General features: G+C 62.6%; 22 protein-coding genes. 11 read left to right on the top strand and 11 right to left on the bottom strand.

What is annotated here, in order from left to right; translation table 11 throughout:
• Positions 1-204: 204 nt before the first annotated feature.
• Entirely contained in the window at positions 205-1566 is a 1362-nt protein-coding gene (locus tag ACTIFF_RS11795) for an ATP-binding protein (protein WP_439536997.1), read from the top strand.
• Positions 1563-2273 carry a response regulator gene (locus ACTIFF_RS11790; RefSeq protein ID WP_439536996.1) on the top strand — a complete coding sequence of 237 codons (711 nt, stop codon included), beginning with the start codon at positions 1563-1565 and terminating at the stop codon, positions 2271-2273. Before ACTIFF_RS11795 ends, ACTIFF_RS11790 begins: the two co-directional genes overlap by 4 nt.
• A 133-nt stretch (positions 2274-2406) precedes the next feature.
• Here the strand turns inward: ACTIFF_RS11790 and rpmG are convergent, their stop codons facing one another.
• From rpmG to radC, 3 genes are all read right to left on the bottom strand, one after another.
• Positions 2407-2574, bottom strand: coding sequence for a 50S ribosomal protein L33 (rpmG, locus tag ACTIFF_RS11785; RefSeq protein ID WP_069037771.1), 168 nt, complete (start codon positions 2572-2574; stop codon positions 2407-2409).
• A 50-nt stretch (positions 2575-2624) separates the two neighbouring features.
• Positions 2625-2861 carry a 50S ribosomal protein L28 gene (gene rpmB, locus ACTIFF_RS11780; RefSeq protein ID WP_069037770.1) on the bottom strand — a complete coding sequence of 79 codons (237 nt, stop codon included), beginning with the start codon at positions 2859-2861 and terminating at the stop codon, positions 2625-2627.
• 65 nt (positions 2862-2926) lie between these two features.
• Complete coding sequence (gene radC / locus ACTIFF_RS11775) at positions 2927-3604, bottom strand: RadC family protein (RefSeq protein ID WP_439536995.1); 678 nt, start codon at positions 3602-3604, stop codon at positions 2927-2929.
• Positions 3605-3650: 46 nt separating this feature from the next.
• On the opposite strand from radC, the gene coaBC reads away from it, so the two are divergent.
• The 3 genes from coaBC to ACTIFF_RS11760 all read left to right on the top strand — a co-directional run bounded on the left by coaBC (position 3651) and on the right by ACTIFF_RS11760 (position 5876).
• Positions 3651-4853, top strand: coding sequence for a bifunctional phosphopantothenoylcysteine decarboxylase/phosphopantothenate--cysteine ligase CoaBC (gene coaBC / locus ACTIFF_RS11770; RefSeq protein WP_439536994.1), 1203 nt, complete (start codon positions 3651-3653; stop codon positions 4851-4853).
• Positions 4854-4860: 7 nt separating this feature from the next.
• The gene (dut, locus tag ACTIFF_RS11765; RefSeq protein WP_439536993.1) at positions 4861-5310 is read left to right on the top strand and encodes a dUTP diphosphatase; all 450 of its coding nucleotides are present in this window, start codon (positions 4861-4863) and stop codon (positions 5308-5310) included.
• 182 nt (positions 5311-5492) lie between these two features.
• Positions 5493-5876, top strand: coding sequence for a c-type cytochrome (locus ACTIFF_RS11760; RefSeq protein ID WP_306476651.1), 384 nt, complete (start codon positions 5493-5495; stop codon positions 5874-5876).
• A 135-nt stretch (positions 5877-6011) separates the two neighbouring features.
• Here the strand turns inward: ACTIFF_RS11760 and aceB are convergent, their stop codons facing one another.
• The gene (gene aceB / locus ACTIFF_RS11755; RefSeq protein ID WP_439536992.1) at positions 6012-7637 is read right to left on the bottom strand and encodes a malate synthase A; all 1626 of its coding nucleotides are present in this window, start codon (positions 7635-7637) and stop codon (positions 6012-6014) included.
• 300 nt (positions 7638-7937) lie between these two features.
• Between aceB and ACTIFF_RS11750 the strand changes: the two genes are divergently transcribed.
• Entirely contained in the window at positions 7938-8888 is a 951-nt protein-coding gene (locus tag ACTIFF_RS11750; protein ID WP_257081619.1) for a LysR family transcriptional regulator, read from the top strand.
• 87 nt (positions 8889-8975) lie between these two features.
• On the opposite strand, the gene aceA is transcribed toward ACTIFF_RS11750, so the two are convergent.
• The 4 genes from aceA to clpS form a co-directional block, all read right to left on the bottom strand.
• On the bottom strand, positions 8976-10274 hold the full coding sequence (gene aceA / locus ACTIFF_RS11745) for an isocitrate lyase (protein WP_305663551.1): 1299 nt from the start codon (positions 10272-10274) through the stop codon (positions 8976-8978).
• A gap of 409 nt (positions 10275-10683) precedes the next feature.
• Positions 10684-11163 carry a ribonuclease E activity regulator RraA gene (gene rraA / locus ACTIFF_RS11740; RefSeq protein WP_439536991.1) on the bottom strand — a complete coding sequence of 160 codons (480 nt, stop codon included), beginning with the start codon at positions 11161-11163 and terminating at the stop codon, positions 10684-10686.
• A 115-nt stretch (positions 11164-11278) separates the two neighbouring features.
• Entirely contained in the window at positions 11279-13549 is a 2271-nt protein-coding gene (clpA, locus tag ACTIFF_RS11735) for an ATP-dependent Clp protease ATP-binding subunit ClpA (protein WP_439536990.1), read from the bottom strand.
• Position 13550: 1 nt separating this feature from the next.
• The gene (gene clpS, locus ACTIFF_RS11730) at positions 13551-13859 is read right to left on the bottom strand and encodes an ATP-dependent Clp protease adapter ClpS (RefSeq protein ID WP_069037761.1); all 309 of its coding nucleotides are present in this window, start codon (positions 13857-13859) and stop codon (positions 13551-13553) included.
• Positions 13860-14242: 383 nt separating this feature from the next.
• Between clpS and cspE the strand changes: the two genes are divergently transcribed.
• Positions 14243-14446 (top strand): transcription antiterminator/RNA stability regulator CspE, encoded by a 204-nt coding sequence (gene cspE, locus ACTIFF_RS11725; protein ID WP_069037760.1) that lies wholly within the window; start codon positions 14243-14245, stop codon positions 14444-14446.
• Positions 14447-14553: 107 nt separating this feature from the next.
• Here the strand turns inward: cspE and icd are convergent, their stop codons facing one another.
• Positions 14554-15798 carry an NADP-dependent isocitrate dehydrogenase gene (gene icd / locus ACTIFF_RS11720; protein WP_439536989.1) on the bottom strand — a complete coding sequence of 415 codons (1245 nt, stop codon included), beginning with the start codon at positions 15796-15798 and terminating at the stop codon, positions 14554-14556.
• A 198-nt stretch (positions 15799-15996) separates the two neighbouring features.
• Between icd and aceK the strand changes: the two genes are divergently transcribed.
• From aceK to pdxH, 4 genes are read left to right on the top strand one after another with little or no spacing between them, the layout of a single operon-like run.
• Complete coding sequence (gene aceK, locus ACTIFF_RS11715) at positions 15997-17775, top strand: bifunctional isocitrate dehydrogenase kinase/phosphatase (RefSeq protein WP_306476655.1); 1779 nt, start codon at positions 15997-15999, stop codon at positions 17773-17775.
• On the top strand, positions 17772-18365 hold the full coding sequence (locus ACTIFF_RS11710) for a pseudouridine synthase (RefSeq protein WP_439536988.1): 594 nt from the start codon (positions 17772-17774) through the stop codon (positions 18363-18365). The genes aceK and ACTIFF_RS11710 overlap by 4 nt, the downstream gene beginning before the upstream one ends.
• Positions 18366-18424: 59 nt before the next feature.
• Positions 18425-18859 carry a DUF192 domain-containing protein gene (locus ACTIFF_RS11705; protein WP_439536987.1) on the top strand — a complete coding sequence of 145 codons (435 nt, stop codon included), beginning with the start codon at positions 18425-18427 and terminating at the stop codon, positions 18857-18859.
• Positions 18860-18870: 11 nt separating this feature from the next.
• Positions 18871-19509, top strand: coding sequence for a pyridoxamine 5'-phosphate oxidase (pdxH, locus tag ACTIFF_RS11700; RefSeq protein WP_439536986.1), 639 nt, complete (start codon positions 18871-18873; stop codon positions 19507-19509).
• 56 nt (positions 19510-19565) lie between these two features.
• Here pdxH and pgi read toward each other — a convergent pair whose 3' ends face one another.
• On the bottom strand, positions 19566-21155 hold the full coding sequence (gene pgi / locus ACTIFF_RS11695; protein ID WP_439536985.1) for a glucose-6-phosphate isomerase: 1590 nt from the start codon (positions 21153-21155) through the stop codon (positions 19566-19568).
• A 39-nt stretch (positions 21156-21194) separates the two neighbouring features.
• Positions 21195-22850 carry an ArnT family glycosyltransferase gene (locus ACTIFF_RS11690; RefSeq protein ID WP_439536984.1) on the bottom strand — a complete coding sequence of 552 codons (1656 nt, stop codon included), beginning with the start codon at positions 22848-22850 and terminating at the stop codon, positions 21195-21197.
• Positions 22851-22902: the final 52 nt, after the last annotated feature.

The following is a 22902-nucleotide window of genomic DNA, read 5'->3' as shown; positions in this document are numbered from 1 at the left end:
ACAACCGCCTGCGCTGCAGCCGTCCGGCCGTCAGTCCAGCAGTCCTGGGAACTATAGGAATGTGCAGCGCAGCGACGGCGGTGCCCGGCGCATCGTGAGAAGGGGATTTTGTCCCCGTCGCCTGGCGCTACCATCGGCAGGCACGACGGTCATAGATGACGTCGCGAGTGCTACTTATCCCCTTGCCCTGGTGGTCTGCCCTGAATGACGCTCAAGTACCGCCTGCTGCTGATCGTGTTTGTCCTGATGTGCCTGCTGCTGCTGACCCACGGACTGCTGCACTACAAGGCGTGGCGGAGCGATTCGGTCGAAGAGATCGAGTCGGGTACGCGCATGGCGCTGCTGTTGCTGCCGGAGGACATGCCGCTGAATGCCGGCGACGGTCGTTCGCCGATGCTCGACTCGATGCTGGAACGGGTGCAGCGCATGAAGGAGGTGAGGCATGTGCGCATCGATGTGCTCGATGTTGCCGGGCGTGTCATGGCTTCTTCGGATACACGCAGCCCGCTGGTGTGGCCGGAATCCGGCGAACTGTCCGGGACGACGGACGGTACCGTGCGGATGAAGCCGTGGCGCCTGAACGGGGAAATTGCAGGTTTTTATCGCGTGTCGCCGATGCCATCGGATGAGCTGCTCGAAAAGTGGCAGGGCTTCAAGCACCTGAGTTACCTGACGGTTGCCTACAGCGTGCTGCTCGGCCTGTTGCTGCTGTGGGCGATCTGTCGCGCGCTGGAACCGGTCCATGCGCTGCGGACCGCGTTGCGCGATATCGAGGGCGGGCGGCTCGATGCGCGCTTGCCACAGTTCCGCCTGCCCGAACTGGCCGAGCTGTCGGCCAGCTTCAACCGGATGGCGAATTCTCTGGCCGAAGTGAGCCGCGAGCGTTCGGCACTGCTGCGCAAGCTCATGGTGATGGAGGAACAGACGCGGCGCGCGATCGCGCGCGACCTGCACGATGAACTGAGTACTTATATGGTGGCGATGCAGCCGCACGTGGCGCTGTTGTCGGCGGCCTGCCAGCGCGAACCCGCCATGACACGCTATCGCGTCAGCACCGACGCACTGGCTGACCACCTCGCACAATTGCTCGGCAAGGTCAGGGTTCAACTCGAATCGCTGCACCCGGTCGAGATCGACGCGCTGGGTCTGTACAACGCGCTGCGCCAGCTGGTCGAGCAGCGCAGCGCGCAGGCCCCGCGGCAAATGGAGCTGGTGCTGAACCTCGAAGGCGAATCGGCGGATGCCAGTCCGACCGTTGAAGCCAGTGCCTACCGCATCGTGCAGGAAGCCGTGACCAATGCGTTCAAGCACTCCGACTGCAGCCGGTTGCTGATCCGCGTGACTGCCGATGAAGCAGACGGGGAGCGCACGCTCAAACTCGATATCTGGGACAACGGCAGCGCGCACTGCATTTCGACCGGTGTTGCCGGTCTCGGGGTGCTCGGCATGCGCGAGCGCGCGCTGGCGCTCGGTGGCGTGTGTGTCGCCGGACCCGCCCCGGGTGGGGGCTGGCGCATCACCGTCCGCTTGCCATTTGCCCGCAACGAACAGGAGGCCGCAGCATGAACAACCGGCAAACCCGCATTCTTCTTGTCGATGATCACGCGGTGGTGCGCACCGGTTATCGCGCACTGCTCGAAATGAACCCTTCGCTGGTGGTCGCAGCAGAGGCTGCAACCGCCGACGAGGCCTATGCGGCCTACCGCAAGCACGCGCCCGACGTGGTCGTGATGGACATCATGCTGCCCGGTTCCAGCGGCATCGAGGCGACGCGTCGCATCGTGACCTTCGACGCGCGCGCGCGCATCCTCATGTTCACGATGTGTACGCACCCCAGCGTCGTGCAGCAGGCGCTCGAGGCAGGCGCCCTGGGGGTGCTGACCAAGGACAGTTCGCCGGACCTCCTGGTGGAGGGCGTGTGTTCGATCGCACGCGGCAAGCGCGTACTCAGCCGGCACATTGCGGAGAGCGTGGCATTTTCCAACTACGTGCCCGAATCGAAGCTGTTCGGATACCTGACGCCGCGCGAGTTCGAAATGTGTCGCCTGCTGGTGTCGGGTCATTCGCTGGACCAGATTGCGGAGTATCTGAATCTCAGTCCGAAGACGGTGGCCAACAAGTTGTCCACCGCACGTCGCAAACTGGGTGTGAGTTCGGATATCGAACTGGTGAAACTCGCGTCCGAAGTGGGGTTGGTACCCTGGGTAACCGAACGCAGGCTGGGTCTGGACGTCATGACGACGCAGGATGCCGGCGATGAGGTCTCTATCTGAAGTCCCCGCAGTCGAAGTGCGCGGCGCTGGGTAACGGGATTTGCATGAACACTGCAGGCAGCCAGAAAACAAAAAACCCGCCGGAAGCGGGTTTTTTTGTTCAGCGCGGATGCCTGCTGCTGCGGAAACCGCCTTACTTCAGCTTGGTTTCCTTGTAGATCACGTGCTTGCGCGCCTTCGGATCGAACTTCATGATTTCCATCTTCTCCGGCTTGGTGCGCTTGTTCTTCGTGGTCGTGTAGAAATGACCGGTGCCGGCAGTGGATTCCAGCTTGATCTTGTCGCGTCCGCCCTTGGCCATGACGTATTCCCTTCGTGTCGAGTCCGGCGCGGCCGGAACTGAATGCGTGGTTAGATTTTCTCGCCGCGTGCGCGGATTTCGGCGAGTACTGTTTCGATGCCCTTCTTGTCTATCGTCCTGAGACCTTTCGTGCTTACACGCAGGCTGACGAATCGACCTTCGGACTCCAGCCAGAAACGGCGTTGCTGGAGATTGGGCAGGAAGCGGCGCTTGGTTCTGTTGTTGGCATGGGAAACGTGGTTACCCACCATCGGCGACTTCCCGGTAACTTGGCAAACGCGGGACATGTTCTGGCTCCAGAAGCGGAAAAGCTCGCGATTATAGCGGACTGTTCAATTCCTGCTCAAGTATTTCACAGCATCCCGCGCTCCGCGAACGAGCAGGTTGCGCCGCCGCCGATGATCACATGGTCCAGTACACGCACGTCTACGAGCGCCAGCGCCTGTTTGAGCGACTGCGTCAGAAAGTCATCGGCACGGGATGGTTCGGCAACGCCGGACGGATGGTTGTGAGCAAGGATGACGCTGGCCGCGTTGTGCGCCAGTGCCAGTTTGACCACCTCGCGCGGATACACGCTGGTTTGCGTCAGCGTGCCGCGGAACAGTTCGACGGCCTGCACCAGGCGGTTCTGTGCATCGAGCAGCAGCACCATGAACACTTCGTGGCCAAGCCCGCCGAGGCGCAGCTTCAGCCAGTTGCGCACGGCGTCGGGCGAACTCAGCGCATCGCGAGCCTTCATCTGTTCGGACAGCGCGCGGCGCGCCAGTTCGAGTGTGGCCTTGAGCTGCACCGATTTCGCCGTGCCCATGCCCTTGACGCGGCACAGCTCTTCAAGCGGAGCGGTGCTCAGCGCGAGCACACTGTTGTCGAAGTGTTCGAGCAGATCGCGCGCCAGATCGACCGCCGACTTGCCGGTCACGCCGACACGCAGGAAGATGGCCAGCAGTTCGGCCGGCGACAGTGACTCCGCGCCGTGCGTCAGCAGCCGCTCGCGCGGACGCTGGTCCGCGCTCCAGTCCTTGATCGCCATCGCGTTACAATCCAAGGGTTAAACCGGATCAGGATACTACATCGTCATGAAACCCGTCTCCGAACTGTCCGGGCGTGCCGTGGTGCTGGGCGTCAGCGGTGGTGTGGCGGCCTACAAGTCGGCCGAGCTGGCGCGGCTGCTGGTAAAGGCCGGTGCGGACGTGCGTGTCGTGATGACCGAGTCCGCCCAGCATTTCGTCGGACCGGCGACCTTCCGGGCCATCACCGGTCAAGCCGTGTGGTCAGATCCTTGGGACGCGCGCATGCCCAACGGCATGGCGCACATCGACCTGACGCGCGACGCTCAGCTCATCTTGATTGCGCCCGCGACGGCAGACTGCATTGCACGACTGGCGCAGGGCAGGGCGGACGACCTGCTGAGCACCTTGTGCCTCGCCCGTGACAAAGGCTGCGCGTTGATGGTTGCACCCGCGATGAACCGCCAGATGTGGGAACACCCGGCAACCCGACGCAATGTTGCAACGCTGGTGGGCGACGGTACATATATGGAGGGCCCGGCGGCCGGCGAGCAGGCCTGTGGCGAAATCGGTGCCGGGCGCATGGTCGAGCCGGCGGATCTGCTGGACGCGGTGCTGTCGCATTTCACGCCGAAGTCACTGGCCGGCAGGCAGGTGCTGATCACCGCGGGGCCGACGTCCGAGGCGATCGATCCGGTGCGTGTCATCACCAATCTGAGTTCCGGACGCATGGGTTATGCGCTGGCGCAGGCGGCTGTGCGGGCCGGGGCCTGTGTCACGCTGGTCAGCGGTCCGACGGCGCTCGGACTGCCCCGCGGCGTTCGGCGCATCGACGTGGCGAGTGCGCGTGACATGCGCGACGCGGTGCTGAACAACCTGTCCGGTACCGACGTGTTCGTTTCGGTGGCAGCGGTCGCCGATTACCGGCCGGCCAGCCCGAGCGGGCGCAAGATCAAGAAGTCGGCCGATTCGATGTCACTGGAACTGGTGCGCAATCCCGACATCCTCGCCGAAGTGGCGGCGCGCGCAGACGCGCCATTCTGCGTCGGCTTCGCCGCGGAAAGCCATGATCTCGACAGTTACGCGCAGGACAAGCGGCGCAGCAAGCGGCTGCCGCTGGTTGTCGGCAATCTGGTGTCGGATGGTCTCGGCAGCGAAGACAATCTGGTTGTGCTGTATGACGACGCAGGCCGCCACCCGCTGGAACGTGCGTCCAAGCCCGCTGTGGCGCGCGCCGTTCTCGAACATATTTCCCGACTGCTGAAGGACTGAACCCGCAATGTCCGTGCTTGATTACAAGATCCTTGACCCACGCCTGAACGACGCTCTGCCGGCTTATGCGACGCCCGGCTCGGCCGGCCTCGACCTGCGTGCCTGCATCGAGGCGACGACCACCGTCCATCCGGGTGACACGCTGCTCGTGCCGAGCGGCATCGCCATCCATCTGGCCGATCCCGGCCTGGCAGCGATCGTGCTGCCGCGTTCCGGTCTCGGTCACAAGCACGGCATCGTACTGGGCAACCTGGTCGGCTTGATCGATTCCGACTATCAGGGGCAGATTTTCGTGTCGCTGTGGAACCGGGGCGACACGCCGTTTGTCCTTCAACCGATGGAGCGCATTGCACAACTCGTGGTCGTACCCGTCGTACAGGTGCAACTGCGCCGTGTCGACACGTTCGATGCGTCGGAGCGCGGTGAAGGTGGCTTCGGTTCGACCGGAAGCCTTTGATTATTTGAAAGTTTGTGCCATCCCTTTTTTTAACGGGAGTCACGCGATAACATTATAAGTTCGATGGGTTAAAGCCATAAGCGGATACTTATCCCTTGTTTATCGCAGGTCATGTAATCCTTTTGACCCGAACATTCGTTTTTCCAACTGCACCATCACCCATTAATCGAGGAGAGTTGATCGTGATTCGCAAACATCTGGTAGGTATCGTGCTCGCTACAATGGCGGCTACAGCCATGGCGCAGGACGCTGCCCCCTATACCGTTGCCGAAGGCAACAAGGTCGACGCCAAGACCATGACCGGCTGGCGTACCTGGCGTGCGGCGGCGTGTGAGCGCTGTCACGGTGCCAACCAGGAAGGCATGGTCGGTCCGTCGCTGATCGAAGGACTGAAGAAGTACACGAAGGCAGAATTCATCGGCATCGTGGTCGATGGATCGCACGCTGATCGCGGCATGCCGCCGCATCCTTTCCTGAAGGGCGAAAAGGCCGACGGCCTGTATGCCTACCTCAAGGGCCGTTCCGACGGCAAGATCGCTCCGGGCAAGGTTTTCCCGATGGAGTAAGTGCGCGCAGACGCACTGCAGGAATGTCAAAGGCCCGGTTTCCGGGCCTTTTTGTTTCCGCTCCCGGTATGAGGGGCTGAAAAGAAAAACGGCACCCTTGTGGGGTGCCGTCAGTGATGCTGCGGTGGGTAAGGCTTACTCCATGCGTTCGTAAGCCGGCAGCGTCAGAAAGTCGGCCAGTTCCGTGGCCACGCACATGTCGCCGAACAGGTTGGCGGCACGCATGTAGGTGTCCTTGTAGCCGGCGCCAAGCAGCGCCTTGATCTTGTCCAGTTCCTGCGGGATCAGCGCGCGCACCATGTCTGCCGTGACCTTGCGGCCGTCGTCCAGAATTCCCTTGGGGCTGCGGATCCAGGACCACACTTGTGCCCGGCTGATTTCGGCCGTCGCGGCATCTTCCATCAGGCCGTGGATGGGCACGCAGCCGTTGCCGTCCATCCAGGCGCCGAGGTAGTGGATGCCGACGTTGATGTTTGTACGGAGGCCGGTTTCCGTGATCGGGCCTTCGGGACGGAAGTCGAGCAGGTCGGCCGCACCGTAATTGACGTCCGGCAGCTGCTTGTCGAACTGGTTCGGCCGGTCGCCCAGTACGGCGACGAATTCCGCCAGCGCCGGCGCGACGAGACCCGGGTGGGCCACCCAGCCGCCGTCGTAACCGTCGGTCACGTCGCGATGCTTGTCGGCACGGATGCCGGCAAGCGCCTTTTCGTTGGCGTCCGGATCCTTCTTGTTCGGAATCAGCGCGCTCATGCCGCCGATCGCCGGTGCGCCGCGCTTGTGGCAGGTCTTGATCAGCGACAGCGCATACGCACGCATGAACGGTACGGTCATCAGGATCTTGCTGCGGTCAGCCAGACAGAAGTCACGGTTGTTGCGCATCGCCTTGATGCACGAAAAGATGTAATCCCAGCGTCCGGCATTCAGGCCTGCACTGTGATCGCGCAATTCGTACAGGATTTCGTCCATTTCGAACGCGGCGTGCAGCGTTTCGATCAGCACCGTGGCCTTGATCGTGCCGCGCGGGATGCCGAGTGCCTCCTGGGCGGCGACGAACACGTCGTTCCACAGCCGGGCTTCGCGATGGCTCTGCAGCTTCGGCAGATAGAAGAACGGGCCTGCGCCACGCGCGATCAATTCCTTCGCGTTGTGGAAGAAATAAAGCGTGAAATCGAACAGACCGCCGGATACGCGCTGACCATCGATCAACACATGCTTCTCGTCGAGATGCCAGCCGCGCGGACGCACCTGGAGCACGGCCACTTCATCGTTCAGCGCGTAGGTCTTGCCGTCCTTCTCGACGCTGATGGTGCGGCGGATGGCGTCACGCAGATTGATCTGCCCGGTAATCTGGTTGTCCCACGAAGGCGAATTCGAATCTTCGAAATCGCTCATGTAGCTGTCGGCGCCGGCATTCAGCGCGTTGATCACCATCTTGCGCTCGGTCGGCCCGGTGATTTCGATGCGCCGGCGCTGGAGCGCCTGGGGCAGCGGTGCGATCTTCCAGTTGCCTTCGCGGACGTGCAGCGTGTCGGGCAGGAAGTCCATCGGCGTGCCGGCGTCGAGTTCGGCCGCGCGCTTGACACGGGCTGCGAGCGCTTCACGACGACGGGGCTCGAACTGACGGTGGAGCTTGGCGAGCAGCGCAAGGGCTTCGTGCGTCAGGATGGTGCGGTACTCGGCACTGACCGGTGCCGTGATGATCACGCCTTCCGGCAGTTCCGCTGTGCGGTCGAGCTTCTGGGTCGATTCAGCAATAGTCATAAGCGTGCGCTCCGATGGCAGTTCGCGAGCCGGTGTGACGTGAGCGGAAGTGCTACGTGCTCCGGACCAGAGGTGGCCATCCCTCACATCCAGCCGATCAGCGGTGGTGCCGTCGCCGGAAGGATGTGCCGCAGAAGTCGGGTTGCGCCATCTGCAGACGGGAGGACCGAGGTCTAACGTCCGATGCATCAGACCGGCTTGTGCCCGGCGTGAATTGCTGCATCTGCACAAATACTAGACTTTCCTTATGTAATAGTTAAGCTCCGCTTAAGTACATTTATCTTTTACTAAAAGTACAAAATGGACCGGTTCAAAGAGATCGAATCCTTCGTTTCGGTTGCCGCCCAAGGCAGCCTGTCGGCAGTCGCCAAGCTCGAAGGCGTGCAACCCGCGGTGATCGGAAGGCGCATTGACTCGCTGGAAGAGCGGCTGGGCGTCAAATTGATGCTGCGCACGACCCGCAAGCTCACGCTGACCCATGAAGGCACGGCCTACCTTGAAGATTGCCAGCGCATCCTGAACGAGATGGCCAGCGCCGATGCCGCTGTGGGTGCCGGCGGAGCGCGTGCCACGGGTCTGCTGCGCGTCAGCGCACCTGCCGGCTTCGGTCGCCGTCATGTCGCGCCGCTGGTGAAACGCTTCATGGGCCTCAATCCGGAGGTCAAGATTTCTCTGGATCTGACCGATCGCATGGTCGATCTGGTGAACGAGAATGTGGACTGCGCAGTCCGGATCGGCAGCCTTCCGGATTCCAGCATGATCAGTATTAAATTGGGCGAGACGCGTCGCGTCGTCGTGGCGAGCCCGGAATATCTGCAGCGCTTCGGCAAGCCGGGTCATCCCTACGACCTTCTGCAGCACCGTTGTCTGGGACTCGGGCCGAACCGCGCGCAGTCGCGCGGCTGGAACTTCATGGCGCATGGCGAGCCGCTGACCTTGCGCATCACGCACCTGGTCGAATGCAACGATGGAGCCGTGCTGCGCGACTGGGCGGTCAGCGGACTCGGGCTGGCCTGGCGTTCGTACTGGGAGGTGCGCGAGGACCTGGCCTCGGGCGCGCTGATGGAGGTGCTGCACGACTTCGCCGCGCCGCCGATGGGCATCTTTGCGCTGTTTCCACAGCGCCGCCATCTGCCGCTGCGTGTCCGGCTGTTCGTGGATCTGCTGAAACTGACGTACGGAGACCTGGCTTACTGGGAATCCGGCGGCACCCACATGCCGGAATTGCCTCAGTCGGGTGACGACGAGTAATCGCGGGCAAACTTCAGCGAACGCATGAAAAAAGCCGCCGGATCTGCATCCGGCGGCTTTCTCTTTCCGCTCGCGCGGGGGCCGAACTCAGTGGAACTGTTCTTCTTCGGTCGAACCGGTCAGCGCGGTCACCGATGAAGCACCACCCTGGATCGTGGTGGTCACGTCGTCGAAGTAGCCGGTACCGACTTCCTGCTGGTGCGACACGAAGGTGTAGCCGCGGTCGCGTGCAGCGAATTCCGGCTCCTGCACCTTCTCGACGTAGGCCGACATGCCGCGGGCGACGTAGTCCTGCGCCAGATCGAACATGTGGTACCACATGTTGTGGATGCCGGCGAGCGTGATGAACTGGTACTTGTAGCCCATGGCGCCCAGTTCGCGCTGGAACTTGGCGATGGTCGCATCGTCCAGATTCTTCTTCCAGTTGAACGACGGCGAGCAGTTGTAGGCCAGCAGCTTGCCCGGGAACTTGGCGTGGATCGCATCGGCGAAAGCCTTGGCGAATGCCAGGTCCGGCGTGCCGGTTTCGCACCAGATCAGATCGGCATACGGTGCGTAGGCGAGGCCGCGCGAGATGGCCTGGTCCAGACCCTTGTTGGTCTTGTAGAAGCCTTCGGCCGTGCGCTCGCCGGTGACGAAGGGCTTGTCGTTGGCGTCGCAATCGCTGGTCAGCAGGTCAGCGGCTTCCGCATCGGTACGGGCCAGGATCAGTGTCGGCACGCCGTAGACGTCGGCAGCCAGACGGGCAGCGATCAGCTTCTGCACGGCTTCCTGCGTCGGCACGAGCACCTTGCCGCCCATGTGACCGCATTTCTTAACGGACGCCAGCTGGTCTTCGAAATGCACACCACCGGCGCCGGCGCGGATCATCGCCTTCATCAGTTCGTGGGCGTTGAGCACGCCACCGAAACCGGCTTCCGCGTCCGCCACGATCGGGGCGAAGTAGTCGATGTAGCCCTTGTCGCCTTCGTAGATGCCCTTGGCGTGCTGGATTTCGTCCGCGCGCTTGAAGCTGTTGTTGATGCGGCTCACGACGGTCGGCACCGAATCAACCGGGTACAGCGACTGGTCGGGGTACATCGCTTCGTACGAATTGTTGTCCGCGGCAACTTGCCATCCCGACAGGTAGATCGCCTTCACGCCGGCCTTCACCTGCTGCATGGCCTGACCGCCGGTCAGTGCGCCGAGGCAGTTGACGAACGGCTCGTTGTTGACCAGATCCCACAGCTTTTCAGCGCCGCGGCGGGCCAGCGAGTACTCGACCGGGAACGAACCGCGCAGGCGATAGACGTCGGCCGCGGTGTAGCCGCGCTTGATGCCCTTCCAGCGGGGGTTCTCGTCCCAGTCCTTCTGAATCTTGGCGATTTCCTGATCTTTCGTGCTCATTGCTCATCCTCGGAGAAAAAACAAAAAACGGTCGTTCAGCGCATGCGCACTGCGCGGCCTGCATCTGAATCTGAAGCGGCTTGACGCCCCTGTCCGGTTGCGTTGTCCGGACATGTTTTCGGCCATCGCGTGCTGGTGCGGGCCGAACCACGAAATCCGCGTTGGCATGACGTCATGGGTGGTGACAGGCAGGCCGGGCGCCCGGAAGCCGACTGACAGCACTGTCAGGCGACGATCGTGACAGCCGAAGTATAAAGACCCTTGGGCAAAGCAACAAGAGGTCTTCTATAAGATATAAGAAATATATAGATATTTAAAAACAAAGACTTGATTGTTTTTTGCATCCTCAGGTGTGAAATATATCCGGAAAATGCACAGATTATGGTGCGCTGCGATACCCAAATTCGCGTCAGATCAGCGCGCGCGTGCTCACGATGACGCCGTCGCCATCCGCATACAGATAATGTCCCGGTACGAAGTCGACGCCGCCGAAGCTGACCACGATGTCGCTCTGGCCTTCATTGCGTTTCACGGTTTTCAGCGGATGGGTACCGAGCGCCATCACCCCGATATTCATCTGCGAAATGGCGGCGGAGTCGCGGATGCAGCCATAGACGACGATACCTGCCCAGCCATTTTTCACTGCCAGTTCGGCGATCTGGTCGCCGACCAGCGCCCGTCGCATCGATCCGCCCCCATCAACCACCAGCACCTTGCCGTTGCCCGGATTCTCGAGTGCCTTGCGCACGAGCCCGTTGTCTTCGAACAGCTTCAACGTACTGATCGGACCACCAAAAGCGCTGCGCCCACCGAAGCTGCGGAACATGGGCGCGCAGACCCGCAGTTCGGCTTCGAATTGATCGCACAGATCGGCTGTCTGAATGGTCATGATGTGTCCTTTCCCATTGGAAACACGGTAGAAGTCGGGGCAAGAAAAACGGGGTAAAAAAGCCGGGGCAAAAAAAGAGGCGGCCCGTGGGCCGCCTCTGCTGTCATTACCGGCATCACGCCGGTGCGACAGCTTCCTCTTCGTCGAATACCAGCTTCACCTTCTTGTCGGCATCGATGTCGATGGTCACCTTGCCGCCATTGGTCAGGCGACCAAACAGCAACTCGTCGGCCAGTGCCGAGCGGATCGTGTCCTGAATCAGACGCGACATCGGACGCGCACCCATCAGCGGGTCGAATCCGGACTCTGCGAGCCATGCACGCAGCGTGTCCGAGAAAACCACCTCGACCTTCTTCTCCTGCAGCTGCCCTTCCAGTTGCATCAGGAACTTGTCGACCACGCGGAGGATGATTTCGCGATCGAGTGGCTTGAAGGAAATGATGGCATCAAGACGGTTGCGGAACTCCGGCGTGAACAGGCGCTTGATGTCGACCATTTCGTCGCCCGGCTTGCGGTCGTCGGTGAAGCCGATCACCGATTTCTGCAATGTTTCCTGGCCGGCGTTGGTCGTCATGATGATGACCACGTTGCGGAAGTCGGCCTGACGTCCGTTGTTGTCGGTCAAGGTGCCGTGATCCATCACCTGGAGCAGGATGTTGTAGATGTCCGGGTGTGCCTTTTCGATCTCGTCGAGCAGCAGCACGCAGTGCGGCTTTTTCGTGACGGCTTCGGTCAGCAGCCCGCCCTGGTCGAAGCCGACATAGCCCGGCGGCGCGCCGATCAGCCGGCTGACTGCGTGGCGTTCCATGTATTCGGACATGTCGAAACGGACCAGTTCGATGCCCATGCAGTAGGCGAGCTGTCGGGCGACTTCCGTCTTGCCGACGCCGGTCGGACCGCTGAACAGGAAACTGCCGATCGGCTTCTGAGGATTGCCCAGACCGGATCTCGACATCTTGATCGCCGTTGCCAGGGCGTCGATGGCCTTGTCCTGACCGAACACTACGTTCCGCAGATCGCGGTCGAGGTTGCGCAGCGCAGAGCGATCATCGTTGGACACGTGCTGCGAAGGAACACGCGCGATCTTCGCGACGATCTCTTCGATCTCGGTCTTGCCGATCACCTTCTTCTGCTTCGACTTGGGCAACACGCGCTGGGCTGCACCGGCTTCGTCGATCACGTCGATCGCCTTGTCGGGCAGATGGCGGTCGTTGATGTAGCGCGCCGAAAGCTCCGCCGCCGAAGACAGCGCGGTCGACGAATACTTGACGCCGTGATGCTGTTCGAAGCGCGATTTCAAGCCCTTCAGGATCGATACGGTTTCCTGGACGCTCGGTTCATTCACGTCGATCTTCTGGAACCGGCGCGACAGCGCGTGATCCTTCTCGAACACGCCACGGTACTCGGTATAGGTCGTTGCGCCGATGCACTTCAGCTGGCCGGAAGACAGCGCCGGCTTCAACAGGTTGGACGCGTCGAGCGTGCCGCCGGACGCAGCGCCTGCGCCGATCAGCGTGTGGATTTCATCGATGAAAAGGATCGCGTTCGCGTTGTCGAGCAATTGCTTCAGCACCGACTTCAGTCGCTGCTCGAAGTCGCCGCGATACTTGGTGCCGGCGAGCAGCGCACCCATGTCGAGCGCGTAGATCGTCGCATCGGCAAGGATGTCGGGCACTCGGCCTTCGATGATGCGGCGCGCGAGACCTTCGGCGATCGCAGTCTTGCCAACGCCGGCTTCGCCCACCAGCAGCGGGTTGTTCTTGCGCCGGCGGCACAGCGTCTGGATAACGCGTTCGAGTTCGTCATCGCGACCGATCAGCGGGTCGATCTTGCCCATCAGCGCCTGCGCGTTCAGGTTCTGCGTGAAGCTGTCGAGCGCACCGCCGGCCTGGCTGCCTTCCGGCTCCTGCTCGGACTGCTCGGCCTCGGGCTTGTTCGCTGCCGCGGGTTGTGCCGACTTGGTGATGCCGTGCGAAATGAAATTGACGATATCCAGTCGCGTCACGCCCTGGCGCTGCAGGAAATACACCGCGTGCGAATCCTTTTCGCCGAAGATCGCGACCAGCACATTCGCACCGGTAACTTCCTTCTTTCCGGACGACTGGACGTGCAGGATGGCGCGCTGGATCACGCGCTGGAATCCGAGCGTCGGCTGCGTGTCGATCTCTTCGCTGCCATCGACCACGGGCGTGTGCTCGTTGATGAAGGCGGACAACTCCTTGCGCAGGTCGTCGATATTGACGGCGCAGGCACGCAGTACCTCGGCGGCTGAAGGATTGTCGAGCAGCGCGAGCAGCAGGTGCTCGACCGTGATGAATTCATGGCGCTTCTGCCGTGCTTCGACGAATGCCATGTGAAGACTGACTTCCAACTCCTGCGCGATCATTTCAATTTTCCTCCATGACACACGCCAGCGGATGTTGATGCTGGCGGGCAAAGGTACACACCTGTTCGACCTTGGACGCTGCTACGTCCCTGGGGTAAATGCCGCAAACTCCGGCGCCCTCCGTATGTACCTTGAGCATCACGCGGGTAGCCTGTTCCCTGCTCATGGCAAAAAACCTCTGGAGCACTCCAACCACGAAGTCCATCGGGGTGTAATCGTCATTCAACACCATGACCTTGAAGAGAGGTGGGGGCTCAGCCCTGTTCTTTTCAAGCTCAAGAAGTGTTTCTTCCTGCTTGCGTGTAACCATGGCCTCATTCTAATCACAATCAACCGCTCTGCAACACGGGAATTCTACGGCTTTCAGGGGTCTTTTCCGTAGCGTCTACATGTGCCCGATCCGCTCGGCTGGTGCTCATTCCGGAGGGAACCCGAGCGATGCCTTCATCGCGAACCGGGCCCGGATGGTGGCCATGATGATGTGCCGTACTGCACAACGAAAACGTCTTGACCGTTCAGGACATCTGGGCTAAAAGCCGATTTGTACTTGGTTCAAGCTCTTGCGTGATCGGATTCTCAGTCCGTTGCGGAGTTCCCGCAGGGTCCGTAGTTCCCGGAGTCAGAGCATCAGAACTTGAAGTGCACACACAACGGGGATTTCGGGTCATTCGAGCAGCTGAGAGGAAGACAACAATGGCAACTGGCACTGTGAAGTGGTTCAACGATTCCAAAGGTTACGGCTTCATCACTCCTGACGACGGCAGCGAGGATCTGTTTGCGCATTTCTCCGCGATCCAGATGGGAGGCTTCAAAACGCTCAAGGAAGGTCAGAAGGTGAGTTTCGAAGTGACGCAAGGCCCGAAAGGCAAACAGGCAGCGAACATTCAGGCCGCTTGATCGCGTTCCAGGCAGTACACAACAAAAAACCCGGTCCAAGACCGGGTTTTTTGTTGTGTACTGCCGTGCGCCCGATACTTCGTTTCGGACGCACGGTATGTGCCGGACTACATGCGTGCAATCATGGCGCGGCCGAATTCCGAGCAGGACACTTCATTCGCGCCCTCCATCAGACGGGCAAAGTCGTAGGTCACCTGCCGGTCGCCGATCGCTCGTTCCATCGACGCGATGATCAGGTCGGCCGCTTCGAGCCAGCCCATGTGGCGCAGCATCATTTCGGCCGACAGGATCAGCGAACCCGGATTCACCTTGTCCAGCCCGGCGTACTTCGGCGCCGTGCCGTGCGTGGCTTCGAACACGGCGTACTGATCCGAAATATTGGCGCCCGGCGCAATGCCGATGCCGCCGACCTGTGCTGCCAGCGCGTCGGAGATGTAGTCGCCGTTCAGATTCAGCGTGGCGATCACGTCGTAATCGGCCGGGCGCAGCAGGATCTGCTGCAGGAAGGCGTCGGCGATCGCGTCCTTGACGATGATGTCGCGTCCGGTCTTCGGGTTCTTGAACTTGCACCACGGGCCGCCATCGATCGGCTCGGCACCGAACTCGTTCTGCGCCAGCCCGTAACCGAAGTCGCGGAAGCCGCCTTCCGTGAACTTCATGATGTTGCCCTTGTGCACGAAGGTGACCGACTTGCGATCGTTGTCCACCGCGTACTGCAGCGCCTTGCGGATCAGACGTTCCGAGCCTTCGCGCGACACCGGCTTGATGCCGATCGCCGATGTTTCGGGGAAGCGGATCTTCTTGACGCCCATTTCGTCGCGCAGGAATTTGATCACCTTGCGCGCACCGTCCGACTCGGCCTGCCATTCGATGCCGGCGTAGATGTCTTCCGTGTTCTCGCGGAAGATCACCATGTTGATCTGTTCGGGGTGCTTGACCGGGCTGGGTACGCCCTGGAAGTAGCACACGGGGCGCAGGCAGACGTACAGATCAAGCTCCTGACGCAGCGCCACGTTGAGCGAGCGGATGCCGCCACCGACCGGCGTCGTCATCGGGCCCTTGATCGACACCACGTATTCCTTCAGCGCTGCCAGCGTGTCTTCGGGCAGCCATACGTCAGGGCCGTACATCCGGGTGGCCTTCTCGCCTGCATACACCTCCATCCAGGTGATCTTGCGCTTGCCGCCGTAGGCCTTCGCCACCGCTGCATCCACGACGTCCTTCATGACCGGCGTGATGTCCACGCCGATGCCGTCGCCTTCGATGAACGGGATGATGGGATTGTCCGGGACCGGTTTGCCCGCGACGATCTTTGTCCCCTCGGCGGGAATCTTGATGTGAGTTGTACTCATGCCATCCAGCTCCTTGGTGTGTTGTCTGGTTATAGTCCCTGCGGCGGGGTTGCCGCCAGCGGGCCAGCGCGATTATCCCCCAATCGCGATTTGATGCGACACCTGCTGCATCTGCAGGGCGCGATCGCGCGGCGCGGGTGCCCGTCAGGCGCCCTCCCGCAATAGAATCCAGACCTTCACAGACAGGGCGGACAGCACATGAATCTTCCGGCAGGCCAGAACCGGGTCGCCCAGGCCATTGCGCAGGCGCTGATCGACGGCTTCGACAAGCACTATCGCCTTTTCCGCATGGTCAGCGGCAATGCCAAGGAGCGCTTCGAGCAGGCGGACTGGCAGGGCCAGCACCGCTGCATCCGCGAGCGCATCCAGTATTACGACGACCGCGTGCGCGAGTGCGTCGACCGGCTGCACAACGAGTTTCATGCCGATTCGCTGGACGACAACACCTGGCAGCAGGCCAAGCTGCTGTACATCGGTCTGCTCGTGAATCACCAGCAGCCGGAACTGGCCGAAACCTTCTTCAATTCGGTCACGACCAAGATCCTGCACCGGCAGTATTTCCACAACGACTTCATCTTCGTCCGGCCGGCCATTTCGACCGAACTGATCGAAAGTTCGCCGCCGACCTGGCGCAGCTACTACCCGAACCAGTCAGGCCTGCGGGTGGCGATGAAAACCATCTTCAGCGATTTCGGCTGGAAACGGCCCTACACCGACCTCGACCGCGACGTCGATTACGTGATGCGCGCCGTGCAGTCGCATCTGGGTGGCGAATGGCCGCAGCGGGAAGCCAACTTCCAGTTGCAGGTGCTCAGTTCGGCCTTCTACCGCAACAAGGCGGCCTATGTGATCGGCAAGGCGATCAACGGTCACCAGGAGTATCCGTTCATGGTGTCGGTGCTGCATGACCGCAAGGGCGGGCTGTTTCTCGACGCCATCCTGCTCGAACCCTGGCGGGTCAGCGTCATGTTCTCGCTGTCGCGTGCCTACTTCATGGCCGACATGCAGGTGCCGTCGGCCAATGTGCATTTCCTGCGCGCCCTGATGCCGAAGAAGCCGCGCTCCGAGATCTACACGATGCTCGGGCTGGGCAAGCAGGGGAAGACCATGTTCTTCCGCGACCTGATCAATCACCTGCGTCACTCGAACGACAATTTCGTCGAGGCACCCGGCATCCGCGGTCTGGTCATGCTGGTGTTCATGCTGCCGTCCTACCCCTACGTATTCAAGATCATCAAGGACAAGTTCGGCAGCTCGAAGGACACCGACCGGGCAACGGTGAAGCGCAAGTTCCTGATGGTGAAGCAGGTGGACCGCGTCGGCCGCATGGCTGACACGATCGAGTTTTCCGACATCGCGCTGCCGGCGCATCGCTTCACGCCCGAGTTGCTGGAGCAGCTCGAAGAGCTGGCGCCGTCGATGATCGAACGCGACGGCGACACGCTGGTGATCCGCCACTGCTACATCGAGCGGCGCATGATTCCGCTGAACATCTACCTCGAAACGGCCAGCGAGGAACAGATCGATCACGCGGTGTACGAGTACGGCAATGCGATCCGCGAACTGGCGGTCGCCAACATCTTCCCGGGCGACCTGCTGTGGAAGAACTTCGGCGTCACCCGCTACGGCCGGGTCGTGTTCTACGACTACGACGAGATCGAATTCCTGACCGACTGCAACTTCCGCCGCATTCCGCCGGCGCCCAGCTTCGAGCATGAAATGTCGGGCGAGGTCTGGTATTCGGTGGCGCGCAACGACATCTTTCCGGAAGAGTTCGCCACCTTCCTGCTGTCGACGCCCAAGGTGAGGGCCGCCTTCCTGAAGTATCACCGCGACCTGCTGGACGTGAAGTTCTGGCAGGAAACGCAGCAGCGCATCCGCGAAGGTCACATACAGGACTTCTTTCCGTATCCGGAGCAGCTGCGTTTTTCGCGCCGTTTCGGACATTCGGATGCGCCGTCCGGCGTGCCTGCGTGAGCCGTCTCCTGCTGCTGAACAAGCCGTTCGGCGTGATCTGCCAGTTTTCCGCCGACGGTCTGCATCCGACGCTGGCGGACTGGGTCGACGTACCCGGAGTCTATCCGGCCGGTCGCCTGGACACCGACAGCGAAGGCCTGCTGCTGCTGACCGACGACGGCGTGCTGCAGCATCGCATCACCGATCCGAAGCACAAGATGGTGAAGCGCTACCGGGTGCAGGTCGAACGTGTGCCGGACGAGGCTGCGCTGGATCGTCTGCGTGCCGGTGTGACGCTGAAGGACGGTCCGACGCGCCCGTGCACCGTGCGCCCCATCGACGAACCAGCCGATCTGTGGCCGCGCGACCCGCCGGTGCGCCACCGCATCGCGGTACCCACCTGCTGGCTCGAACTCGACATCCGCGAGGGGCGCAACCGCCAGGTCCGCCGGATGACGGCAGCGATCGGCCATCCGACGCTGCGTCTGATCCGTATCGCCATCGGCCCGTGGCAACTCGGCGGCCTGCAACCGGGTCAATGGCAGGAGGCGGCGCCCGACAGCGTTGCGCCATCCGCCCTGCGCAGCCCCGTCCGATCAAGCGCAAACTGATGTCGATCAATACGTTCCGCTTCGTTTCCGTCACCCTCCATGCCACCTGACCGCCTGCCATGACCCGAAGACTGTTCTGCCTGCTATGGATTGCACTGAGCACCGGCACTCATGCCGCGCCGCCTGCAGTGGATCTGGCGGTCGGCATGTACCGCGTCAAGGCTGAAGTCGCGCACACGCAGTCGGCGCGCATGACCGGCCTGATGCACCGCACCGAAATGCCGGCCGATGCGGGCATGCTGTTCGTGTTCCCGCAGGTGCAGACGCATTGCATGTGGATGCGCAACACGCTGATTCCGCTCAGCGTCGCCTTCATCGACGCGCAAGGCGTGGTCATCAACATTGCCGACATGAAGCCGCACGACGAAACATCGCACTGCGCGACCCGGCCGGCGCGCTACGCGCTCGAAACCAACGCGGGCTGGTTCGCGTCCCGCAAGCTGACTGCTGGCGCAAAAGTCGCCGGGCTCGAACGCATTCCCGCACCCGAATGAAGGAGACTTTGATGGACCCGACCCAGCACCGCATCGACTACACCCTCGGCAGCCTTGACGAGACGGCCGCATCCGATGATCCGATCGTGCAGTTCCGCAGCTGGTTCGAAGACGCCGGTCGCGTGGTCGAGCGCGATCCGAATGCGATGACGCTGGCCACCGTCGGCGCCGATGGCCGCCCCAGTGCCCGCATCGTGCTGCTGCGCGGCTATGGCGATGACGGATTCGTCTTCTTCACGAACTACGACAGTCGCAAGGGCGACGAGCTTGCCGGCAATCCGCACGCCAGCCTGCTGCTGTTCTGGGCGGCGCTGGAACGGCAGATCCGCATCGAGGGCAGGGTGACCCGGGTCAGCGCGGAGGAGTCGGACGCCTATTTTTCGCTGCGTCCGCTCGGCAACCGGCTCGGCGCCTGGGCGTCACCACAGAGCCGGGAGATTCCGAGTCGCGAGTCGCTGGCCGAACGGGTCCGGCAGTTCGAGGCGAAATTCGGCTCGGCGCCGCCGCGTCCTGACAACTGGGGTGGCTACCGCCTGCAGCCCGATGCGATCGAGTTCTGGCAAGGCAGGTCGGATCGCCTGCACGACCGGTTGCTGTACCGGCGCGCCCAGCCAGGAACGGCATGGTCACGCGTCAGGCTCGCGCCGTAACGAGATTCCGTGGAAACACCGGCGGCTGACGCCGGCAAACAGGCCGGCGTCAGCCGTCAGCCCGGCTTGCCGAGCGCAGCATGCAGACCGCGGGTGGACGCATCGGCATCGGCCGGCAGGTTTCCGCTGGCGAGTGCGCGCGCCATCTGCTTGCCGTATTCGACGCCGTACTGGTCGAAGCTGTTGATGCCCAGCAGCCAGCCCTGCACGAACACCTTGTGTTCATACATCGCAAGCAACTGGCCGAGCGTGCGTGGATTCAGTTGCGGCATCAGCAGCGTGGTGCTGGGCTGGTTGCCCGGGCAGGCGACATGTGGTGACAACCGGGTGGCTTCCTGCTCCGACAGCCCGCTGCGCCGCAGTTCATCAAGTGCCTCGTCGCGCGTCTTGCCGCGCATCAGCGCGGCACTTTGCGCGAGCGCGTTCAACTGCACCATGCGCGTGCGTTCGTCGGGCGCATGACGCGGCACGATGAAATGCATGGGCATCATGCGTGTGCCCTGATAGAACTGCTGGTGATAGGCGTGCTGACCGACGATGCCCGAACCGCCCCACACGACCGGTGAGCTCGGCGCCCGGCTCAGTTCCCCGGTCGACGTGCAGCGCTTGCCGTTGCTTTCCATCTCCAGCTGCTGAAGATAGGCCGGCAGGCTGCGCAGAAGATGGCTGTAGGGCAGCACGGCCAGCGTTTCCAGCCCCATGCCGCTGGCGTTCCAGAAATCGATGAGGCCCATCATGACCGGCAGATTGCTGCTCATCGGCGCCTGGGTGAAGTGCTCGTCCATCGAGCGAGCGCCCTCCAGCATTTCGCGGAAGGCCGGCATGCCGATCGCGCAGGCGAGCGGCAATGCGATCGACGACCACACCGAGTAGCGGCCGCCGACCCACTCGGGCAGAAACAGACAGCGTTCGGCCGGCACCCCGAGTTCCTGCGCCGCCGCAGGGCGGTTGGTCACCGCAAAAAGATGCTGGCCGACCCCCGCGCTGCCCAGCCCGTCTGCCAGCCACTTCATCGCCACCTTCGCGTTGGCCAGCGTTTCCTGCGTAGTGAAACTCTTCGACGACAACACGAACGCGGTGTGCGCGGGCTTGCAGTCGCGCAAGGCCATGTCGAGCGCCACCGGGTCGAGGTTGGCCACCAGCTTGACCACCGGGCCGTCGCACTGCGGTTCGAGTGCTTCCATGGCGAGCCGCGGCCCCAGGTCCGAACCGCCGATGCCCAGATTGACCACGTGCGTAATGGTCTGGCCGGTTGCGCCGAGCAACTCGCGTCGGCGGATCAGACCCACCCAGTGTTCGAGTGCGCCGAGGCAGTCGCGCACCAGCTCGGCGTGTGCGCCGTCGCGCGCGCGCAGTGCCATGTGCAGCGCGGCGCGGCGCTCGGTGAAATTCACCTGATCGCCGGCCGCCAGCGCACGGATGCCGCGCGGAAGGTCGAGCGCATGGACCAGTTCCATCAGCAGCGACAGGGTTTCGTCGTCGACGCGCTGCTTCGAGTAGTCCATCAGCCAGCCGTCGTGCGCGAGCGAATAGCGCGCAAAGCGCTCACTGTCCTGTTCGAAGAAATTCCGCAGGTGCACGCGCGACAGCTGGATCGCCTTGGACCTCAGGGCCGGCCATGCGGATGTCTGCATCAGCAGGTTCATGTGTTCCGCTTTCTTTCTTCCGTCGGTGAATGCGTCGGTTCAGCTTCGCCTGTACAGCATGAATCGCTCGTGCCGGTCGCCCGGTCGCCGACCTTCCCACACGACTGACCAGCTTGCGTCGAGCACGGGGCGCTGGCCGCCCCGTCCATGGTACGCAAGCAGGGTGTCACATTGTCGGCCGGCTTTGCTCACCGCATTGACCGGCTTCAGACCCGCAAAATAATAGAACGCCGCCCGCTGGCTGTCCTGCAGCCCGCTGAACGCAATGCACCCGCCGTCTGCCGGCAATGCCCTTGCGATCTGGCCCGCGACGTCGCGATAACTGCGGCCGTAGTCGATCCAGGGCAACCACAGGCTGCTCAGCAGGAACCATATCAGCAATACGCCGCATCCCCAGGTGACGGCTCCGCGTGTCGGCGTTCTGGGGGAGCGCCACAGCATCCACAACCAGGCCAGCGACACCAGGGTGGCGAGGATGAAGGGTCCCCACGACAGCGCCATGACGAAACCGGGCTCGAGCTTCGAAAACGTACGCGCGAAACGTTCCGGCCAGCCGGTCAGCATCGCAACCCAGCCCAGCCAGATGACGAAGCCGAGCAGGGAAAAGGTCATCACGCCGAACCAGTCCAGCGCGTTTGCCGCGCCTCGGCGCAAGGCCGGCAGACCGGCGCTGCCGAGGACGACCAGCGGTGCCAGCAGCGGCAGTGCGCGCTGGTTGCGCACGATGCCATCACCGCTGACCTGCACGAACAGCAGCACGAACAGCAGCAGCGGCAGCGAAAACACCGGCGACTGCCACTGATGCCTTCGCTTCCACAGCGCCCAGCCGGCCAGTGGCAATGCCGGCCAGGCGAACCAGGCGAGCACCTTGATCCAGTCGGCAGCATCGGCGGCGATCCGGGCGCCGTCCGGAATCAGACGGTCGAGATCATGCCGCCAGACGCGGGTTGCATGAGCCGGGTCGAGCAGAAGCACCCAGCTGGCCGCGAGCAGCGCACCGATCACCATCGACAGGGGCAGCGCCACCATGCGTGACGGGGTGCCGGCAACGCTGCGCCACACCGGCAGCAGCGGCATGGCTGCCGCTGCGATCAGGAGAATGGCGGCCAGCCACAGGCCGGTGCCGAGTCCGGCGATGGCCAGTGCGAGTACCAGTGCGGCACCGCCATGCCAGGGCTTGCGCGCCACCAGCGCCAGCGCCCACATGCCGAGGCCGAGCGCTGCCAGCATGGTGGTGGCCGGTTGCGCGTCGTGCAGATGCACCACGACCCCGATGTTGGCGAGCGCCAGAAGCGGCGCGATGCGCGCCGCGGGCGGTCCGTACAGCTCGCGTGCGGCACCGGCGCTCCCCCAGACCCACAGCGCAGCGAAGAAGGCACTTGCCACGCGTGCGCTGTCGGCGAAGCTCGAACCGAGCCAGCTGCCGATCTGGCCGGTGAGGGCGGCCACCCAGTGGAACAGCGGCGGGCTGTCCAGCCAGACCTGTCCGGCCAGACGCGGCAACAGCCAGTCGCCTTCGCGTGCGAAGGCGAGCGCGATGCCGATGTGCAGCGCGTCGTCGCCCTTCCAGGGATCGCGGCCGAACAGCCCGGTGATCAGGTACACCAGCACGACAGCCACGACGAAGGCAGTCTGCGGCGGATCACCGATCAGGAAATTTCGCGGAGTCTGGCGCAGCAACGGCGGAAGCGTCATCGGAACGATCAGTCAGGGTGGCGGGCGGATTTTAGGGGCAGTCGCGCCTGCA

Source organism: Methyloversatilis sp. (assembly GCF_051861465.1).
Classification (GTDB): Bacteria; Pseudomonadota; Gammaproteobacteria; order Burkholderiales; family Rhodocyclaceae; genus Methyloversatilis.
Note: the sequence above shows the minus strand (reverse complement) of the source record. Positions and strands in the feature narration are given on the sequence as shown.

What these genes read in the sequence shown, in the direction of transcription:
- ACTIFF_RS11795 (WP_439536997.1), top strand. Translation starts at nt 205, where the DNA reads ATGACGCTCAAGTACCGCCTGCTGCTGATCGTGTTTGTCCTGATGTGC.
- ACTIFF_RS11790 (WP_439536996.1), top strand. Translation starts at nt 1,563, where the DNA reads ATGAACAACCGGCAAACCCGCATTCTTCTTGTCGATGATCACGCGGTG.
- rpmG (WP_069037771.1), bottom strand. Translation starts at nt 2,574, where the DNA reads ATGGCCAAGGGCGGACGCGACAAGATCAAGCTGGAATCCACTGCCGGC.
- rpmB (WP_069037770.1), bottom strand. Translation starts at nt 2,861, where the DNA reads ATGTCCCGCGTTTGCCAAGTTACCGGGAAGTCGCCGATGGTGGGTAAC.
- radC (WP_439536995.1), bottom strand. Translation starts at nt 3,604, where the DNA reads ATGGCGATCAAGGACTGGAGCGCGGACCAGCGTCCGCGCGAGCGGCTG.
- coaBC (WP_439536994.1), top strand. Translation starts at nt 3,651, where the DNA reads ATGAAACCCGTCTCCGAACTGTCCGGGCGTGCCGTGGTGCTGGGCGTC.
- dut (WP_439536993.1), top strand. Translation starts at nt 4,861, where the DNA reads ATGTCCGTGCTTGATTACAAGATCCTTGACCCACGCCTGAACGACGCT.
- aceB (WP_439536992.1), bottom strand. Translation starts at nt 7,637, where the DNA reads ATGACTATTGCTGAATCGACCCAGAAGCTCGACCGCACAGCGGAACTG.
- ACTIFF_RS11750 (WP_257081619.1), top strand. Translation starts at nt 7,938, where the DNA reads ATGGACCGGTTCAAAGAGATCGAATCCTTCGTTTCGGTTGCCGCCCAA.
- aceA (WP_305663551.1), bottom strand. Translation starts at nt 10,274, where the DNA reads ATGAGCACGAAAGATCAGGAAATCGCCAAGATTCAGAAGGACTGGGAC.
- rraA (WP_439536991.1), bottom strand. Translation starts at nt 11,163, where the DNA reads ATGACCATTCAGACAGCCGATCTGTGCGATCAATTCGAAGCCGAACTG.
- clpA (WP_439536990.1), bottom strand. Translation starts at nt 13,549, where the DNA reads ATGATCGCGCAGGAGTTGGAAGTCAGTCTTCACATGGCATTCGTCGAA.
- clpS (WP_069037761.1), bottom strand. Translation starts at nt 13,859, where the DNA reads ATGGTTACACGCAAGCAGGAAGAAACACTTCTTGAGCTTGAAAAGAAC.
- cspE (WP_069037760.1), top strand. Translation starts at nt 14,243, where the DNA reads ATGGCAACTGGCACTGTGAAGTGGTTCAACGATTCCAAAGGTTACGGC.
- icd (WP_439536989.1), bottom strand. Translation starts at nt 15,798, where the DNA reads ATGAGTACAACTCACATCAAGATTCCCGCCGAGGGGACAAAGATCGTC.
- aceK (WP_306476655.1), top strand. Translation starts at nt 15,997, where the DNA reads ATGAATCTTCCGGCAGGCCAGAACCGGGTCGCCCAGGCCATTGCGCAG.
- ACTIFF_RS11705 (WP_439536987.1), top strand. Translation starts at nt 18,425, where the DNA reads ATGACCCGAAGACTGTTCTGCCTGCTATGGATTGCACTGAGCACCGGC.
- pdxH (WP_439536986.1), top strand. Translation starts at nt 18,871, where the DNA reads ATGGACCCGACCCAGCACCGCATCGACTACACCCTCGGCAGCCTTGAC.
- pgi (WP_439536985.1), bottom strand. Translation starts at nt 21,155, where the DNA reads ATGAACCTGCTGATGCAGACATCCGCATGGCCGGCCCTGAGGTCCAAG.
- ACTIFF_RS11690 (WP_439536984.1), bottom strand. Translation starts at nt 22,850, where the DNA reads ATGACGCTTCCGCCGTTGCTGCGCCAGACTCCGCGAAATTTCCTGATC.